Source organism: Actinomycetota bacterium (assembly GCA_040757835.1).
Classification (GTDB): Bacteria; Actinomycetota; Geothermincolia; order Geothermincolales; family RBG-13-55-18; genus SURF-21.
The window spans coordinates 47,104-63,692 of sequence record JBFLWJ010000011.1; the positions used below are offsets into that span (position 1 = coordinate 47,104).

Consider the following 16,589-nt stretch of genomic DNA (forward strand, 5'->3'; position numbering starts at 1 on the left):
CCTACCCGATCTTTAAGAGTATCTTTAGGTACTTGCGGCGGTTCTCCTCGAAGTTGTCGAAGAACTCCACGATCTGGTCGAAGGGGATGACGTTGCTTATCACGTCGCCGGGGTGCAGGCCGCCCGAGCCCACCAGGTCCACGACCTCCTTCATCTCCACGTTGTAGCCCATGGTGGCGAAGAAGTTGTATTCGCAGGCGAAGGCGGCCAGCAGCACCATGGGGTAGACGGGCGATTCATAGAACGCGAAGCCCAGCAGCCCGATGCGCCCGTTCTTGCGCGTGGAATACACGGCGGTGTCGATGCTGGCCTGCAGCCCCACGCAGTCGAAGCTCACGTCCGCCCCCATGCCGCCGTTGATCTCCGAGACCCGGCTGATGGGGTCCTCGGTCTCCGGGTTGAGGACGTGGGTGGCCCCCATCTCAAGCGCCTTCTGCCGCCGCGACTCCAGGGGCTCGCTGACGATGATGTTGCCCGCCCCCTTGTACTTCGCCACCATGGCCATGAGCAGTCCCACCGGCCCCGCGCCGACGATGAAGACGTTCTCGCCGGGCTGGAGGCCGGAGCGCTTGATGGCCCGGTAGCACACCGAGGTGGGCTCGATGGTGGCCGCTTCCTCCAGGCTGACGCCCTCGGGGAGCTTGTAGACCCCACGGTGATGCAGGGGAACGTACTCGGCGAAGGTGCCATGGATGTGCATGCCGTGGGCCTTGGGGTTCAGGCACAGGTTCCAGTTGTCCTCCTGGCAGTAGACGCACTCGTAACACGGGTAATAGGGGAGCCCGGTCACCGGGTCGCCCTTCTGCAGGCCGGTCACCGCTTCACCGACTTCCTCCACCACGCCCGAGAACTCGTGTCCGAGGGCGATGGGAGGGTTGAAGATGGTCTGCGGGCCGTACAGGTACTCGAAGACGTCGGTGTGGCAGATGCCCGCGTAAGCCACCTTGATCTTCACGTCCTCGGGTCCCACCTCTGGTTCCGGGATGTCCTCCAACCTCATGTCGCGCTGTGCGTGCCAGATCGCCGCTTTCATGGCGTCCCCCTTTCCTCTCTCGCTTCTAAACCTCCACCGCGGGGTCTCTCCCGCGGATCTGCCCGCTGGTGGCAGCGGATCCACCGGCCCCCGCCTCCAGACCCGGGCCGGGGCTTCGCGCCCTCCCTACCGCCGACCGGTAATAATTCATTCTTTGAACTATATTCAAACCCAGAGGCCACCTCACCAGGGACGGTTGAGGTGCTCCAGGTAGGTGACGCGGTCCTCCAGCGTCTCCACCACCGTGCGCAGTACGGTCATGAACCCCTCGATATCCTCCACGCTCACCTTCTCCCACACCGGGAAGAACAGCGCCTGGCGGTGGCTGACGATGTTGTCGATGAGCTTCCTGCCCTTGGGGGTGAACCTGAGCATGGTCTCACGGCGGTCGTTGGGGTTCTTTTCCCTCTTTACAAGGCCTTTTCTCTCGCATCTCTGGGCGATCTGGGTGAGGGTAGAGCTGTTGAGCGAGAGCAGCTCGGCCACGTCCTTCATGCGCATGTCCTCGCGGAAGCGCATGAGCAGCAGGAGATAGAACTCCACCTTGTCGATGTGGTACAGTGACAGCTCCTTGGCCTCCCACAGGGTGGTGGTGTAATCGAAGAGGGTATAGAGCCTCTCGATCTCGGACAGGTGGGAGAAGATCTCCTTGCGCTTCATGCCAGGCCCCCCGGATTAATTCACAATGTGAATTATCCTGCGTTCTCCGCCCGCTGTCAATGGTGCCGTGCGAGGAGACGGGTTAACCGCCGACATTTCACCTCGCATCAGGGATGGGTTAAACTTTTGTCCTGGACGGTTAATCGGAGAAAGGGGACCGCGATGAAGATAGACAGCCCGGAAGCATATATCGACAGCCTGCGCAAGCTGGAGCGCAGGATATACGTCATGGGGGAGCGGGTGGACAACCCCACCGACCACCCCATGATCAGGCCGTCGATAAACGCCGTCGCCGAGACCTACGACCTTGGCGAGGAGCCCGAGGCGGAGAACCTGCTCTTCGTGAAGTCCCATCTCAGCGGGGAGAGGGTCAGCCGTTTCACCCATATCCACCAGTCCACGGACGACCTGGTGAACAAGGTACTCATGCAGCGCATGCTGGGCCGGCGCACCTCCACCTGTTTCCAGCGCTGCGTGGGCATGGACGGAATCAACGCCCTGTACTCCGTCACCTACGAGTGCGACCAGGCGTGCGGCTCGGAGTACCACGAACGGCTCAAGGACTATCTCCGCTTCATCCAGTCCGAGAACGTGGTGGTGGACGGGGCCATGACCGACGTCAAGGGCGACCGCGGCCTGCGCCCCGCCGACCAGGCCGACCCCGACATGTTCGTGCGCGTGGTGGAGCGCCAGGCGGACGGCATCGTGGTGCGGGGGGCCAAGGCCCACCAGACCGGCTCCCTCAACTCCCACGAGATCCTGGTCATGCCCACCACCGCCATGCGCGCCAGCGAGGGCGACTACGCAGTCTCCTTCGCGGTGCCGGCGGACACGGAGGGCATAACCTTCATACTGGGGCGGCAGCCCTCTGACACCCGCAAGATGGAGGGCAGCCCAATGGACGTGGGCAACCCCAGGTACGGCAGCCAGGAGGCGCTGGTCGTCTTCGACGACGTCTTCGTCCCCTGGGAGCGGGTGTTCATGTGCGGGGAGCACGAGCAGAGCGGCAAGGTGGTGGAGCGCTTCGCGGCCTACCACCGCCAGAGCTACGGCGGCTGCAAGGTGGGCGTCGGCGACGTACTGGCGGGGGCGGCACAGCTGGCGGCGTTCTACAGCGGGGTGGACCGGGTCAGCCACGTCAGGGACAAGATCACCGAGATGGTCCACCTGAACGAGACCCTCTTCTCCTGCGGCATCGCCTGTTCTGCACGGGGGGAAGCCACGCCCTCGGGGTGCTACATGGTGGACGTGCTGCTGGCGAACATCTGCAAGCACAACGTCACCCGCTACCCTTTCGAGATCTCCCGCCTGCTGCAGGACATCGCCGGCGGGCTGGTGGTCACCATGCCCTCGCAGAAGGACTTCGAGAACCCCGAGGTCGCGCCCTACCTGGAGAAATACCTTAAGGGATCGGCCGATGTCCCCACCCTGGACCGCATGAAGGTGCTCAAGTTCATCGAGAACATGACCATGGGCTGCGGCGCGGCGGCCTACCTCACCGAGAGCATCCACGGGGCCGGATCGCCCCAGGCGCAGCGTATCATGATCTACCGCATGGCCGACCTCGACGAAAAAGTAAAATACGCCAAAAAACTCGCGGACATAGAATAAGGTGTGATCTGCGCACCCCCGCCCGTTCCATAACCCGCTGGAAAGGCTCACGCGTTGCGTTTCGCGCCTGCGGCGCGAAACGTCAAGGCTGAGCCACCGACCTCCTGCCGGAGCAGAGCGACGCGTAGCGCCGAGGCCAGCATTTATACTGGCCCCAGTCGCCGTTTCCAGAGACCGACGTCTTAATGTATGGTCTTCCCTGTCGCTTGAGACCAACGCCTCTTCCAGCGGCGAGGTATGCCAGGACACCCCCATCGCCCCGTCCTGCTATTATATTGTTTGTACGTTTCTGGTTCGCATGTTGCTGAAATACCCGGGAACAAAGATGGAAGAAGAGGCAGGGCAACCGTTTACCTTCAGGGGTCGCTGGAGAGGGCGCAGGCTCTGGATACTGCTGTGCTCGTCTATTCTGGCGGCCGCTGCGGTGTTCGTCCTGGTGTGGATACCCGCTTCCGATAACGGTGCCGAAGAGGCCGCGTCGGCGACACAAGGGGAAGCCCGACTGCAGGCCTCTGACGAACTTACCAGCGGAAACACGGGCGGCGAAGGGAGCGGGCAGGCACAACAGCCCGCCGGCGAAGCGGGACAGCAGCCGACCATCACGCCTGGGCCGGGAGGAGATACATCCAGCATAGTGGTGCAGTTTCCCGATCCCGCGGGCAGCGCGCCCGAGGAGCCCCCGCCCGGCGGGTACCGGGACGTCTACGGCCACTGGGTCCTGGACATGACCGGTTCCGCCTACGGCCTCACCAACTGCCACCTCGTCCTCAACCAGGACGGCACCATATCCTCGCCACCCGACTACGACCAGGTCTTCCAGATCGCGGCCAGCACGTTCACCTGGCGGCAGGGCGACCCCGCTTTCTCGGCCACCCTGCAGCTCACCCTGAAGATGGGGGGCGGCCAGATGCTCATACCGCTCAGCGTCGAGCTGACGGGGAGTGTCGCGGCTTCCTGCGCGGAGATAACCGGGGAGTTCATCGCCGAGCCCCAGGGCGAGGCCTATGCTCCCTACGCCCAGCAGGGCCCCTTCACCATGCGCCGCTGAGCTGCCCCCCGGACCACCTCTCCGCAGTCTGTCGTCACCGGGACGGATCGTGATGCTGCATGCGCGGTCATGGCGGCGGGCGGAAGGACAACCAGTACAGGCAAAGAATAATAATATGAAGCGCACTAGCGTATGCGGGCGGCCAGTATCCGGTCCGGTCCCGATCGAACGGTCACCCGCCCGTGATATACTGATAACGAGGGCGTTAGCGAGCTTCCGCAAATGGGTATAAATAAGGGCATCAACCGGCGAGTTGCGTTGCGGGGGAGGTGATGTCAGAGCAAAAAATCCGGGAGCGTACCAGCAGGACAAATCTCTCGAAGCAGTTGATCCAGACACTTTACGCCGTACAAGATCCACCACATCGTCCATCGCCAGACCAAGCACAGAACGACTCTCACAGCACAGGTATGCCCGCAAGGCTCCCATAAGCCGGGGATACACCTTTAACCTCGTACTGCCGGAGTACAGCAAGATCTTGAGACGGGACCGTAAGGTAAGAAGAGAGATCAAGGACAAGGGGGGTTGAGAAAATGCGTCTGAAAGCGATCATCGTGCTGATCGTGGCCCTGATGATGGTCACCCTGGGACTGGCCTCGTGCGGAGAAAGCGGGGGCGGCGGTGAGAAGACCACCAAGAAGATAGGGCTGACCGCTCCGCTCAGCGGCGTTGCGGCAGCCTACGGGCAGGACATCAAGGACGGACTGGAAATGGCCATCAACAGGATCAACCAGGAAGGTGGAATCACCATCGGCGACACCACCTACGTCTTTGAGCTGCTCGCCGCGGACGATGAGGCAACGCCGGAGCCGGCCCTCTCCAACGCGCAGCGCTTCATCCTCGAGGAGGACATCCAGGCCATCTTCGATCCCGTGGCCACCTCCATCCAGCCGCTCATCGGCATCAACGAGAAGCCTGGCGAGGAGTTCCTGGTAATGGCCTACACCAGCGTGCCCCTGTACACGCAGAAGGTCAACAAGTACATGATCACCTTGCCCCCGCCCTTCTCCGTCTATATCCCGGAGTGGATCAAGCTGGCCATGGGCAAGGGCTGGATGAAGATGGGCATGCTGCAGACCACCGGGGCCTACGGTGACCTGTGGGGTTCGAGTATGGAAAAAGCCTGGACAGCCGCGGGAGGAACGGTAGTGGCAAAGGCTCCCGCCAGCTACTACACGGAGTCCGACTTCACGCCTTACCTGACCACGGTCCTCGCTGCCAACCCCGACGTCATCTTCTGCGGCGGTCCCTCGGACCCGACCGCACTGGTGATAGACCAGGCCAGGAGCCTGGGCTTCAAGGGAGGCTTTATCGTCATCGACCAGGCCAAGCTGGACGTCATCGCCGACACCACGGGCATGGAGAAGCTCGAGGGCGCCATCGGCGTGCTGCCGGTGGAGGACGCCTTCGACCTGTGGCCATACCTCAAGACCTTCAACGATGACTACGTGGCCGAATTCGGCGGCGAGAGGACGACCTGGGAGAGCGCCATCGCCTATTCCGGGATGATGATCCTGGCCAGGGCCATGGAAGCGGCGGAGAGCGTGGACGACGTGGCGGCCATCAGGGAAGGCTTCGACCAGAGCGGCGTCGCGGTGCTAGATCCCGAGCAATACCCCGTGGGCTACCAGGGTATCGATACCACCACCGGGGCCCTGTGGATGCCGGGAACCGCCACCATGGTGGAGGGGGGCGTGTTCGTGGAGATGGAACCGATTGAGTGGTGGCTGAAATAGCCCGATCATCAGGGCAAGCCTGAAAGAAGCGAATGTATTGAGGGAAGCCCCCCCCGCGGGGGCTTCCCGCTAAATAATCGTACCGGCGATGACGAAGCAATAGGAACGGTTGTTGCGGTAACGCGAGGAGGTCCCTGGGGGAGGGGAATTGTCCTTTTTCTTGAACCAGTTGGTGATAGGCATCCAGCTCGGCAGCCAGTACGTGATGGTCGCCCTCGGCCTGACCCTGATCTTCGGTATCCTGGACATCTCCCACTTCGCCCACGGCCACATGTACATGATCGGCGCCTACCTGCTGTACATACTCATGGTCCTCGCCGGCATCAATTACTGGATCGCCTTCCTCATCTGCATGGCCGCGCTGGCCGTGGCCGGGACGGTGGTCGAGAGGACCGTCTACCGGCCCCTGCGGGGGCAGCCGCACATCAACACCTTCATCGCGGCCATCGGCCTCATCCTGGTGCTGGAGACCCTGGTCAGGGGCATCCAGCCCAACGCCCTCAGCGTCTCCAAGCCCATTGACAGGACACTGGAGTTCGCGGGCATCACCATGGAGGCGCAGCGCCTCATCGTCATCGTCGGCGCCATCGTCCTCATCATCCTGCTGCAGTTGTTCATCAAGCGCACCCGCCTGGGCACGGCCATCGAGGCGGTGGCCCAGGACCGCGAGGGCGCCTCGCTGGTGGGGATAAGCGTCAACCGCATCTCCGCCCTCACCTTCGCCATTGCCACCGCGCTGGCCGCCGCGGCCGCGGTGCTCATGGCCCCGCTGGCCTTCATCTCCCCCGAGATGGGCAGCGTGCTCATCCTCAAGGCCTTCGTCATCGTGGTCATCGGCGGCCTGGGCAGCATGAAGGGGGCCATCGTGGGCGGGTACCTGCTGGGCATCATCGAGGCCATGGCCATCGCCTATATCTCATCCGCCTACAAGGACGTCTTCGCCTTCGCGGTGCTCATCATCATCCTGGCCATCCGGCCCACCGGCCTCTTCCGGGGGAGGGATTGAGGTGGCCAAGTACGTTAAGGCCATCGCCCTCTTCATCCTCCTGGGACTGGCCGCGGCCATACCCTGGATCACCAGCAAGTACAACGTCCGTATCCTGACCCTGGCCATGGCCTGGGCCATCGCCACCCTCAGCCTCAACCTCATCCTGGGTTACACCGGGCAGGCCTCCCTGGCCCATGGCGCCCTCATGGGCATCGGGGCCTATGCCTTCGGCATCCTGGCGCAGCGGGTCGGGCTGAACTTCTGGCTGGCCCTGCCCCTGGCCTGCCTCATCACCGCCTTCATCGGCCTGCTCATCGGGCTTCCATCGCTGCGCACCAAGGGCCCCTATTTCGCCATCGTCACCCTCTGCTTCAACGTCATCGTCTACAAGGTCTTCGACAACTGGAAGTGGCTATCCGGCGGCATCCAGGGGCAGGTGGTGCCGCAGCCGGTTTTCCTGCAGCAGAGGTGGGCGCGCTACTACTTCGTGCTGGGCTGCCTGATCCTTACGCTGATCATCATGCGCTTCATCGTCAAGTCGCTGCTCGGGGTGACTTTCATGTCCATCCGCAGTAACGAGAACCTGGCGGAGGCGACGGGCATAAACTCTTTCCGCACCAAGCTGCTCTCCTTTGTTGTGAGCTGCTTCTTCGTGGGGCTGGCGGGCTCCATGCTGGCCCTCGAGAACGGCCAGCTGGACCCGACCATCACCATGCACCTGAACTCGTTCTACATCCTCATCTTCCTGCTCATCGGAGGGGCGGCGACCCTCTCGGGGCCGGTGATAGGGGCCGTCGGGCTGTACTGGCTGCTGGACTACATGAAGAAGATCGGCATCAAGGGCATCGAGGAGTTCCGCTACCTCTTCTTCGGGCTCATCCTCATCGTGGTCATCATCTATATGCCCCGCGGCCTGGTGGGCGGCGCCAGACAGTTCTGGGATTGGGCGAAATCCAAATACAAGGGGCGCAAGACGCAAGAGGTGCTGGAATGACGACGCTGCTGCGCGTAGAGGGACTGACCAGGTTGTTCGGCGGCCTCGTGGCCGTGAACAAGGTGGACTTCGAGGTGCCCGAGGGCAAGATCATGGCCATCATCGGCCCCAACGGCGCGGGCAAGAGCACCCTCTTCAACCTCATCGGCGGCACCATCCCGCCCTCCTCGGGAAGGATAGTGTTCACGGAGAAGGAAACGGCGAACGGCGAGGACGTGTTCACGGAGAGAGATATAACCGGCTGGAAGCCGTACCGGGTCGCGCGCGAGGGCATCGCCCGCACCTTCCAGACCACGGCGCTCTTCGAGGAGTTGCCCGTCTACGTCAACCTGGTCATCGGGCGGCGCATGCGCACCCGCTCCGGCCTCTGGGACGTCATCCTGCATACTCCCCGGCAGAAGCGGGAGAAGAACGAGACCACCGCCAAGGTGCTGGAGGTACTGGAGTTCACAGGGCTGGGGCAGTACGCCAACGCGCCGGCCGGCTCCATTCCCCAGGAGGCCCAGAAGCGGCTGGCCATTGGCATCGCCCTCATGGGCGACCCCAGGCTGTTGCTGCTGGACGAGCCCACGGGCGGGGTGGGGATGGAGGAGACGGATAATATCATAGCGCTTATCGACCGCATCCGCGCCAAGGGGATAACCGTCTGCGTCATCGAACACAAGATGCGCATGATCATGACCCTGGCGGACAGTATCGTGGCGTTGAACTTCGGGGTGAAGATAGCCGAGGGCGACCCGCAGCGGGTGTGCGACGACCCCTCGGTGATCGAGGCTTACCTGGGTGAGTGCATTGCTTGAGATGAAAGACGTCCGCAGCTTCATAGGCAAACACGAGGTCCTGAGCGGGGTCTCCCTGGACCTGCAAGAGGGAGAACTCATCTGCCTGCTCGGCGCCAACGGCGCCGGCAAGTCCAGCCTCTTCAAGACCGTCAGCGGCCTGATCAAGGCCAGCGAGGGGACCATAACCTTCGAGGGGGATGTCATCAGCAAGAGGCCGGCGGACAGGATAGTGCGCATGGGCATCTCACTGTGCCCGGAGGGACGCAAGCTCTTCCCGCGCCTCTCGGTGAAGAAAAACCTCATGATGGGCGCCTATTCCCGCCACCGCGAGAAGGCGGACATCGCCGCCGCCCTCAAGGAGGTGTACGAGCTCTTTCCCATCCTGGGGGAACGCAGCGACCAGGACGCCGGCACGCTCTCCGGCGGCGAGCAGCAGATGCTGGCCATCGGGCGCGCCCTCATGAGCCGGCCGCGCCTGCTGCTGCTGGACGAGCCGTCGCTGGGGTTGGCGCCGCTCATCGTAACCAAGATCATGGAGACCATCACCGGCATCAACCGCAAGGGGGTCACCGTCTTCCTCTCGGAACAGAACGCAAGGATGGCGCTGGAGATCTCCTCGCGGGGCTACGTGCTGGAGAACGGGCGTATCGCGCTGCAGGGCACGGCGGAGGAACTCGCGGACAACGAGGAAGTGAAGAAGGCCTATATCGGGGCCTGAGAGCGGCCCGGAGGGCGCCGTCCGGAGGACCTGACCTGAGACCACCGTCAGCGGCGCTGATATAGAGGCGGACAAGGGCCTTTCGATGTTGGCGAAAGCTGTTGGGTAGACCTGTTTGGGGGGATGCGGTTATGAAGATCACCAGGACCTGTGGGGAGTGCGGAGTCCCCCTGGGCATCGCGCGCAGTCTCAGCTGGAACACCAACGGCACCATCACCCAGCAAAACGACCCCATGCACCGCCTTATCTTCTTCGAGTGCGACAACCTGGACCGCCTGTGGAGCCGGCTCTCGGAGCAGCTCGGGGTGACCACCGAGCACATCTGGGAGGTGGTCATCGATTCCAAGAGCCGCGCCACCCGCGCTTTTCTGCACCGCACCCTGCCGTGGGGGATCAACCTGCTGGCCCATTTCATCGGCTACCGTTCCATGATCAAGACCATCGAGTCCCAGGGGCTGGTCATGGGCTACGGCAAGATAACCGTGGGCGGACAGTACCCGCGCCGCGGGCGCCCCGAGCGGGTCACCGTCTACATCGAGGACCCCTACTCCCTGCCCTTCTTCTGCGGCGACTTCAAGGGCGCCGCGGAGGTGCTGGAGAAGCGGCCCGCCTCCACCACCATGCAGGCGCTGGACTCACGGCGGCACCAGATCGACGTGACCGTCCGCCACGAACACCTTACGGAGGAGTCCTTCCACATCAAAGAGGAGGCCGCGGGCAAGGATGGGGACATGTCCTTCAAGCGGTGCTCCGCCTGCGGCACCCCCCTGGAGATAAAGGAATTCGCCTGGGACCTGGAGCGGGGGATCATCAAGGACGGCAGGAGCGGACGCAGGCTGGCTTTCTTCGGGACCTCGGGGATGCGGGCCGTCTTCGCTGAACTCGCCCACGAGCTGGGGGAGCGCGTCTCCGACGCCATCATCGAGGTGGAGAGGGAGAACGGCCTTGCCGCCCTCAGCGCGGAGGAGGCCCGCAGCGGCTACGAGGGCCTGCGCTTCCTGGCGGCCATCCGCGGCCTGGGCCTCATCACCAGCCTGGAGGTGAGCGAGGAGAACCTGCAGCTCCGCATGTCCAATCCCTCCGTCCCCGAGTACATCGTCGGCCTGGCCCTGGCCGTCTTCGAGCTGGTGACCGGCAAGCGGGGACACCACGCCTGGAGCATCGAACCCGATGGCGACCTGGTGGCGGAGATAACCCCCTAGGGCTCCCTAGGGCATCGCCGCTTCTACGTTCGCCTCTATCTGCGCGAGGGCTGAGGCGTACCCGGACACCAGCGACTTTATGGAGGAGGCGAGTTGCTGCTGGGCCTGGGTAATCGCCGCGGGCAGGTTCTCCAGCCTCTCCACGGGGCCTTCGGCCTGCTCCAGTTCCTGCATGGTCGGGACCAGGGCCAGCAGGTTCTCCATCTCACTTACGGCCTGCTCGGTGAGGCCGTAGAGGTATTCGTAATAGTCGTTGATGTAGGCGTAAAGCTCCTCATAGTCCTCCGACACCTCTATGGCGGCGTTGGCGGCCTCGTCCAGGTCCGCCAGGAGCTGATCGTAGGCGGTCAGCGCCTCCTCCAGTTCCTGTTCGTATGCATCGGGGTCCGAGGCCGCCTCCTGCGACTCCAGGTCCTCCATCTCGGCCACGGCGGCATCCGCATCCTGTTTTATCTCCTCGTAGGTCTCGATCATCTCCTCCTCGGCGTCGGTCATCTCCCCGGCGCCGGCCGTGTCCCCACTCGCCTCCTCCTTGCCGCCCCCGTCTCCCAGCACCAGGGCCAGGGTCACCACGGTGGCGATGACGGCCACGCAAACAGGGATGACCACGGCGAGTATCCTACCCGTGGTCCAGGTCCTCTCCTTGGCGGTATCCATCGCTGCCTTGCCTCCTTCTCGTTCGCATCCGCTTCCGGTTATCTATGGATAGTTATAGGTCGGAAGTGTTAGTTGCCGGTAATGTCCCTGTTAAGTTTCTGTTAATGGCGTTCTTTCGGTTTTCACTACGGAAGGCCGCATGGAGGATGCGCTCCACCGCGGCCAAGCCGGTCCTCGAGCCGGCTACATAATCGAGACAGGTCCTGGCTGACCGGGCGCTTCAAGACCCGGCGGGTCTGACCTCCAGCTCCAGCCTGCCGCCGCCGGATAATTCCCACTCCATGCGTGACGTGGTGCCGGTGGCCGCCTCGAAGGCTCCCTGCATGTATCCCACGACGATGAGGTGGAGGACGGCGTTGTCCAGGCGCATTCCCAGGCCGTTCTTCCTCGCCTTGACCTCCTTCACGTTACCCAGTCCCCGCAGGGCGAACTGGGCGCGGAAGTCATCCTCGTCCATGATGTTCCACCGGGCGTGGAAGTTCTCGCGGGTGTAGCGGCGCTGTGACTCGACGACCATGCCGGGGATGGTCTCGCCCAGCTCTTCCTCCAGCTCCTGGAAGACCGGGTCCAGTTCGAAGGGCGTGGTCATGACCATGCGCCGCTGCGTGGACGCGTCGACGATGACCCCCCGGTCCTGGTGCCACTTAAAGGCGGCGAGGGCCCGGGGCCCCCCGCACGACGGGCACCTCTCCAGCTCGACGCCGCCGCCGCGGTGCTGGTAGTCGTCGCGGAACATACGGTCCTGCTGTCCCTCGCAGTCGCGGGCGGGGGTGATGGTGATGTCGTATACCTTGGGCGAGACCTGCTCGTAGGTGACGTCGTGGGCGTAGCCCAGGATGGCCTCGATGCTGGCGGCGCGGGAGCCGCAGGTGAGGGGGAGGGAGAAGGGCTCCGAGATGCGGAAGGTGCAGAAGTCGTCCGCGTCCCCCTGGTAGCGCAGGTCCACCACCTCCAGCTTACCCCGCCCCATGTCGCGGGAGATGACCAGGAAGGTGTCCAGGACGGGCCGGTAGTCCGTCTCCCGGCTGCGTATGCGTTCGCGCGTTTCGTGGGGGATAAAGAGCCCGAAGCGCATGCGGTCGTTCTCCTGTACGCAGGCGATGACGATGCGCTCTATGGATACCCCGATGAGCTCTTCGATGCCGATGAACAGCGGGTCGATGTTCTCGCTCTCAATGAAGACGAGGCGGCGCTCCTTATCCCGGCTGTGCACGATATCACCATTGTCCAGCCAGCTGTGCTCCCGGGTGAAATACGCGGGCACGCCGCATTCCGGACATCTCTCCCATTCGCCCATCTTGGTCACCGTCCCCTTCCGCTTAAAGCCGTATACCATATCTATCGATGGTGCCTGCTCTTCTCTTGAGCCGGTACGGCAACGCCCGTCTCGCTTGGGGTATAGTAGTGAGAAAGCCGCTGCGTGGCGGACAACGCCCATGAGCAGGAGGTAAAAATGGGTAGAAGATTTGTGGACCTCAGCATCACCATCGAGGACGGCCTTCCCTCCGACCCACCGGCCATGATCCCCAGAGTCCTGTACATGGAACACGAGGCCGGGGCCGCCTCCATGGCCGAGTATTTCCCCGGCATAGACCCCGCCAAAGACCTTCCGGGAGGTCTGGGATGGGCGGTGGAGATCCTCACCCTGGCCACCCACTCCGGCACCCACCTCGACGCCCCCTGGCACTACCACCCCACCATGGACCGGGGGCGCCCCGCCTTCACCATCGAGGAGATCCCCCTGGAGTGGTGCATGGCCCCCGGGGTAGTGCTCGACTTCCGCCACTTCCCGGACGGGTACCGCGTCATGGCCGCGGACATGGAGGAGGCCTTCGAGAAGATGGGCTACGAGCTGGCGGAAGGGGACATCGTGCTGGTGATGACCGGCGCGGATAAATACTGGGGCAAGCCGGATTACCTCCTCAAGGGCTGCGGCATGGGCAAGGAGGCCACGCTGTGGCTGCTGGACCGCGGGGTCAAGATAACCGGCACCGACGCCTGGTCCTGGGATCGCCCCCTGCCCCTCATCGCCAAAGACTTCGAGGAGACCCACGACTCCTCGCTCATCTGGGAGGGCCACTTCGCGTCCATCGAGAAGGGCTACTGCCATATCGAGAAGCTGACCAACCTGGACCAGCTGCCGCCCCACGGCTTTACCTTCTTCTGCTTCCCCATCAAGATAAAGAAGGCCAGCGCGGGCTGGATACGTGCCGTGGCCCTCATCGAGGACTGACGGCGGTCTGTTATATAATGTCCAGCAGCGGGCGGACCGAGAGCTGGAGGAGGCGTTGGACGAGGTCAGGGAAGTAGACGAGCAGCTTGCACAGATGATGGAGAGGATCGCCGAGATTCACTCGTCCCATCCCGCCGCCATCTACCTGCCCTGCTTCTACCGCTCCGCGCCGCCGCGTATCTTCCTCTACCGTGACGCGGTGCGCATCCTCACCAAGGGCTCGACGGTACTCCATTACGAGGTGGAGCCCTTGGACCTGGAGCGGGGCGGGTACCGGGAGGCCGAATCCGGGCGTTACCGCCTGGTCTACGAGTTCCTCCCCGGCAGGCGCTTCGAGCTGGAGCTGCAGGGGACGGTGATGGAGAAGGCCATCGCCCCCGGGGAGCTCATCGAGGAAGTCCGCGTCCTCCGCGAATACCTGGGCATATACGGCCTGGTGCCCATGGTGGAGATAGAGCGGACCGTGAAACCGGCCGGCGGCGGCGTGCCGCTGCGCATCCGCAAGCTCGACCCGGAGGTGGCCACCCCCGCATACGCCCACGCGGGCGACGCCGGCCTGGATATATGCAGCGCGGAGGACCTGGTGCTGGAGCCGGGGGAGAGGGCCCTGGTGTCCACCGGGTTCGCCATGGCCCTGCCCGAGGGCTACGCCGCCTTCGTGCAGCCGCGCAGCGGGCTGGCTGCCCGCAGCGGCATCAGCATCGTCAACACCCCGGGCCTCATAGACTGCCATTACCGCGGTGAGGTCAAGGTCGTCCTGGTCAACCTGGGGAAAGAGCCCTTCACGGTGAAGAAGGGCGACCGCATCGCCCAGATGGTGGTGCAACAGGTGGAGACGGCCCGGATAGATGTGGTGGACGAGCTTGACGATACCGCGCGCGGCGAGGGAGGATTCGGCTCCACCGGCCTCTAATAATAGGGTGAGGCCGCTTATCGCATGTTTATCGCGGGTGCAGGACGGCCCTCCTTTACATGCTCTGTGGAGTGTTCATATAATTGTCTGGGAAAGTCGACAGCAGACAACCGAGCCGGTAAACGGAGGGGGTGAATTCCTACCTAATACATCCGCTCGTTATCCACTCAGCATCGCACGCGGTGATGCGTGAATTCCGGGGACCTCTACCGGATGAAGGGGGTGAGAGCAAGGATTGTATTTCAAATATGTGACTTGCACGAAAGGTATTCCTGAAAAAGTGTGGGAGAGACTCTAGCAAGGAGGTCATGCATGAGAAAAGGCAAACTATTCGCAATCCTGCTGTTGGTGACGGTCCTGGCTGCTACCATGGCCATCATGTACAGCGGATGCGGCGAGGAAGAGGGAGGAGGCGGCGGCAAGGCGCAGCAGGGCGGTACTTTCTACTATTGCCTCAACGCCGAGCCCGTTTCCCTCGACCCAGCCCAGTTGCAGGAGTCGGAGGGCATCGCCGTGGGCAAGGCGATCTTCGACGGCCTCATGGACAACGACCCGGAGACCATGGAGCTCACGCCCGCCATGGCGGAGTCCTACGAGATCAACGACGACGCCACCGAGATCACCTTCAACCTGAAGAAGGGCGTCAAGTTCCACAACGGCCGCGAGTGTACGGCGGAAGACTTCGTCTATTCCTGGAACCGCGTCTGCGACCCGGCGACGGCCAGCGAGGTGGCCTACCACCTGGCGCCGGTCAAGGGCTTCGACGAGTTCCAGGCCGGCACGGCCACGTCCCTGGAAGGCGTCGAGGCGGTGGACGACTACACCTTCAAGGTGACCCTCGCCTACCCCTACGCCGACTTCGTGTACCATACCGCTCACCCCGTTACCTCGCCCATCCCCAAGGAGGTAGTCGAGGAGGTCGGTAGCGAGAACTTCAGCGAGAACCCGGTGGGGACCGGCCCCTTCATGTTCGACTCGTGGACGCACGAGCAGCAGGTGGTGACCAGCAGGTTCGACGACTACTACGGCGACGCGGCCTACCTGGACTCCGTGGTCTGGAAGATCTACATGGAGGAGGAGACTGCCTGGCAGGACTTCAAAGCCGGCACCCTCAACGACTGCCAAATCCCGCAGGGGCAGTTCGAGGCCGCGGCAGCGGAATACGGCGACCGCGCCCTCTTCGTGCCCATGATGGGCATCTACTACTACGGCTACAACATGACCGCCGCGCCGTGGGCCAACAACCGCGACCTGCGCCAGGCGCTGAACTACGCGGTTGACCGCCAGACCCTGTGCGATGTGGTCATGGAGGGCCAGCGCATCCCGGCTTCTGGCATTGTGCCCCCATCCATCCCCGGCTACCAGGAGGACGCCTCGGATTACACCTACGATGTGACCAAGGCCAACGAGCTGCTCACCAGCGCCGGTTTCCCCGGCGGCCAGGGGCTTCCCGCGCTCACGCTGGGATACAACACCGGCGGCGGGCACGAGGACCCGGCCCAGTTCATCCAGGGCAACCTGGCCGAGGTGGGCGTGAACGTCACCCTCGAAGGCTATGAGTGGGGCAGCTACCTCGACCTCATCCAGGCCGGGCAGGTGACCTTCTTCCGCATGGGCTGGCTGACGGACTACCCGATCATGGACAACTTCCTCTACCCATTGTTCCAGTCGGAGTCCGTTGACAACTTCACCATGTATAACAACCCCGAGGTAGACTCGATGCTGGAGGAGGCGCGCAGCACGGCCGAGGAGGCCGCGAGGCTTAACCTCTACCAGCAGGTGGAGCGCATGGTCCTCGAGGACGCCCCCATCATCCCCCTGATGTACTACAAGACGTCGCGGGTCTACGGGGACGGGATCGGTGGATACATCCGCAGCGCCGACGACCTCACTCCCATGGAGCGGGTGTACTTCATCGCGGAATAGCAGGAAAAACGGCTGATGTAGGTCAGTTGGGGGCTCGCGAGAATCCTTGCGAGCCCCCTTTCCGTGTGCTAACTTAACAATGCTCTCA

The 16,589-nt window shown here is 63.3% G+C and carries 15 protein-coding genes; 11 read left to right on the plus strand and 4 right to left on the minus strand.

Going from position 1 to position 16,589, the window contains the following annotated elements; all coding sequences use genetic code 11:
• Position 1 precedes the first annotated feature (1 nt).
• Positions 2-1,033, minus strand: coding sequence for an alcohol dehydrogenase catalytic domain-containing protein (locus AB1384_10025; protein MEW6554610.1), 1,032 nt, complete (start codon positions 1,031-1,033; stop codon positions 2-4).
• Positions 1,034-1,216: 183 nt separating this feature from the next.
• Positions 1,217-1,693 (minus strand): MarR family transcriptional regulator, encoded by a 477-nt coding sequence (locus AB1384_10030; protein ID MEW6554611.1) that lies wholly within the window; start codon positions 1,691-1,693, stop codon positions 1,217-1,219.
• Positions 1,694-1,855: 162 nt separating this feature from the next.
• Here AB1384_10030 and AB1384_10035 point away from each other — a divergent pair, with 162 nt between their 5' ends.
• From AB1384_10035 to AB1384_10070, 8 genes are all read left to right on the plus strand, one after another.
• Positions 1,856-3,304 carry a 4-hydroxyphenylacetate 3-hydroxylase family protein gene (locus AB1384_10035; protein ID MEW6554612.1) on the plus strand — a complete coding sequence of 483 codons (1,449 nt, stop codon included), beginning with the start codon at positions 1,856-1,858 and terminating at the stop codon, positions 3,302-3,304.
• Between the two features lie 325 nt (positions 3,305-3,629).
• Positions 3,630-4,352 (plus strand): hypothetical protein, encoded by a 723-nt coding sequence (locus tag AB1384_10040; protein ID MEW6554613.1) that lies wholly within the window; start codon positions 3,630-3,632, stop codon positions 4,350-4,352.
• A 533-nt stretch (positions 4,353-4,885) separates the two neighbouring features.
• Positions 4,886-6,088, plus strand: coding sequence for an ABC transporter substrate-binding protein (locus AB1384_10045; GenBank protein ID MEW6554614.1), 1,203 nt, complete (start codon positions 4,886-4,888; stop codon positions 6,086-6,088).
• Positions 6,089-6,236: 148 nt separating this feature from the next.
• Positions 6,237-7,094 (plus strand): branched-chain amino acid ABC transporter permease, encoded by an 858-nt coding sequence (locus AB1384_10050; protein ID MEW6554615.1) that lies wholly within the window; start codon positions 6,237-6,239, stop codon positions 7,092-7,094.
• A 1-nt stretch (position 7,095) separates the two neighbouring features.
• A complete protein-coding gene (locus AB1384_10055) occupies positions 7,096-8,070 on the plus strand; it encodes a branched-chain amino acid ABC transporter permease (GenBank protein ID MEW6554616.1) in 975 nt (324 codons plus the stop codon).
• Entirely contained in the window at positions 8,067-8,870 is an 804-nt protein-coding gene (locus AB1384_10060; GenBank protein ID MEW6554617.1) for an ABC transporter ATP-binding protein, read from the plus strand. The genes AB1384_10055 and AB1384_10060 overlap by 4 nt, the downstream gene beginning before the upstream one ends.
• Positions 8,863-9,570: an ABC transporter ATP-binding protein gene (locus AB1384_10065; protein MEW6554618.1), complete on the plus strand. Its 708-nt coding sequence runs from the start codon at positions 8,863-8,865 to the stop codon at positions 9,568-9,570. Before AB1384_10060 ends, AB1384_10065 begins: the two co-directional genes overlap by 8 nt.
• A gap of 131 nt (positions 9,571-9,701) precedes the next feature.
• Positions 9,702-10,772, plus strand: a complete 1,071-nt coding sequence (locus tag AB1384_10070) for a hypothetical protein (protein ID MEW6554619.1) — start codon at positions 9,702-9,704, stop codon at positions 10,770-10,772.
• Positions 10,773-10,778: 6 nt separating this feature from the next.
• Here the strand turns inward: AB1384_10070 and AB1384_10075 are convergent, their stop codons facing one another.
• Positions 10,779-11,429 (minus strand): hypothetical protein, encoded by a 651-nt coding sequence (locus tag AB1384_10075; protein MEW6554620.1) that lies wholly within the window; start codon positions 11,427-11,429, stop codon positions 10,779-10,781.
• 220 nt (positions 11,430-11,649) lie between these two features.
• Entirely contained in the window at positions 11,650-12,735 is a 1,086-nt protein-coding gene (locus tag AB1384_10080; GenBank protein MEW6554621.1) for a hypothetical protein, read from the minus strand.
• A gap of 147 nt (positions 12,736-12,882) precedes the next feature.
• Here AB1384_10080 and AB1384_10085 point away from each other — a divergent pair, with 147 nt between their 5' ends.
• From AB1384_10085 to AB1384_10095, 3 genes are all read left to right on the plus strand, one after another.
• A complete protein-coding gene (locus AB1384_10085) occupies positions 12,883-13,662 on the plus strand; it encodes a cyclase family protein (GenBank protein MEW6554622.1) in 780 nt (259 codons plus the stop codon).
• 442 nt (positions 13,663-14,104) lie between these two features.
• Positions 14,105-14,575: a dUTP diphosphatase gene (gene dut, locus AB1384_10090; protein ID MEW6554623.1), complete on the plus strand. Its 471-nt coding sequence runs from the start codon at positions 14,105-14,107 to the stop codon at positions 14,573-14,575.
• Positions 14,576-14,887: 312 nt separating this feature from the next.
• Positions 14,888-16,501, plus strand: a complete 1,614-nt coding sequence (locus AB1384_10095) for an ABC transporter substrate-binding protein (protein ID MEW6554624.1) — start codon at positions 14,888-14,890, stop codon at positions 16,499-16,501.
• Positions 16,502-16,589: the final 88 nt, after the last annotated feature.

What these genes read in the sequence shown, in the direction of transcription:
- AB1384_10025 (MEW6554610.1), bottom strand. Translation starts at nt 1,033, where the DNA reads ATGAAAGCGGCGATCTGGCACGCACAGCGCGACATGAGGTTGGAGGAC.
- AB1384_10030 (MEW6554611.1), bottom strand. Translation starts at nt 1,693, where the DNA reads ATGAAGCGCAAGGAGATCTTCTCCCACCTGTCCGAGATCGAGAGGCTC.
- AB1384_10035 (MEW6554612.1), top strand. Translation starts at nt 1,856, where the DNA reads ATGAAGATAGACAGCCCGGAAGCATATATCGACAGCCTGCGCAAGCTG.
- AB1384_10040 (MEW6554613.1), top strand. Translation starts at nt 3,630, where the DNA reads ATGGAAGAAGAGGCAGGGCAACCGTTTACCTTCAGGGGTCGCTGGAGA.
- AB1384_10045 (MEW6554614.1), top strand. Translation starts at nt 4,886, where the DNA reads ATGCGTCTGAAAGCGATCATCGTGCTGATCGTGGCCCTGATGATGGTC.
- AB1384_10060 (MEW6554617.1), top strand. Translation starts at nt 8,067, where the DNA reads ATGACGACGCTGCTGCGCGTAGAGGGACTGACCAGGTTGTTCGGCGGC.
- AB1384_10070 (MEW6554619.1), top strand. Translation starts at nt 9,702, where the DNA reads ATGAAGATCACCAGGACCTGTGGGGAGTGCGGAGTCCCCCTGGGCATC.
- AB1384_10075 (MEW6554620.1), bottom strand. Translation starts at nt 11,429, where the DNA reads ATGGATACCGCCAAGGAGAGGACCTGGACCACGGGTAGGATACTCGCC.
- AB1384_10085 (MEW6554622.1), top strand. Translation starts at nt 12,883, where the DNA reads ATGGGTAGAAGATTTGTGGACCTCAGCATCACCATCGAGGACGGCCTT.
- dut (MEW6554623.1), top strand. Translation starts at nt 14,105, where the DNA reads ATGGTGGAGATAGAGCGGACCGTGAAACCGGCCGGCGGCGGCGTGCCG.
- AB1384_10095 (MEW6554624.1), top strand. Translation starts at nt 14,888, where the DNA reads ATGAGAAAAGGCAAACTATTCGCAATCCTGCTGTTGGTGACGGTCCTG.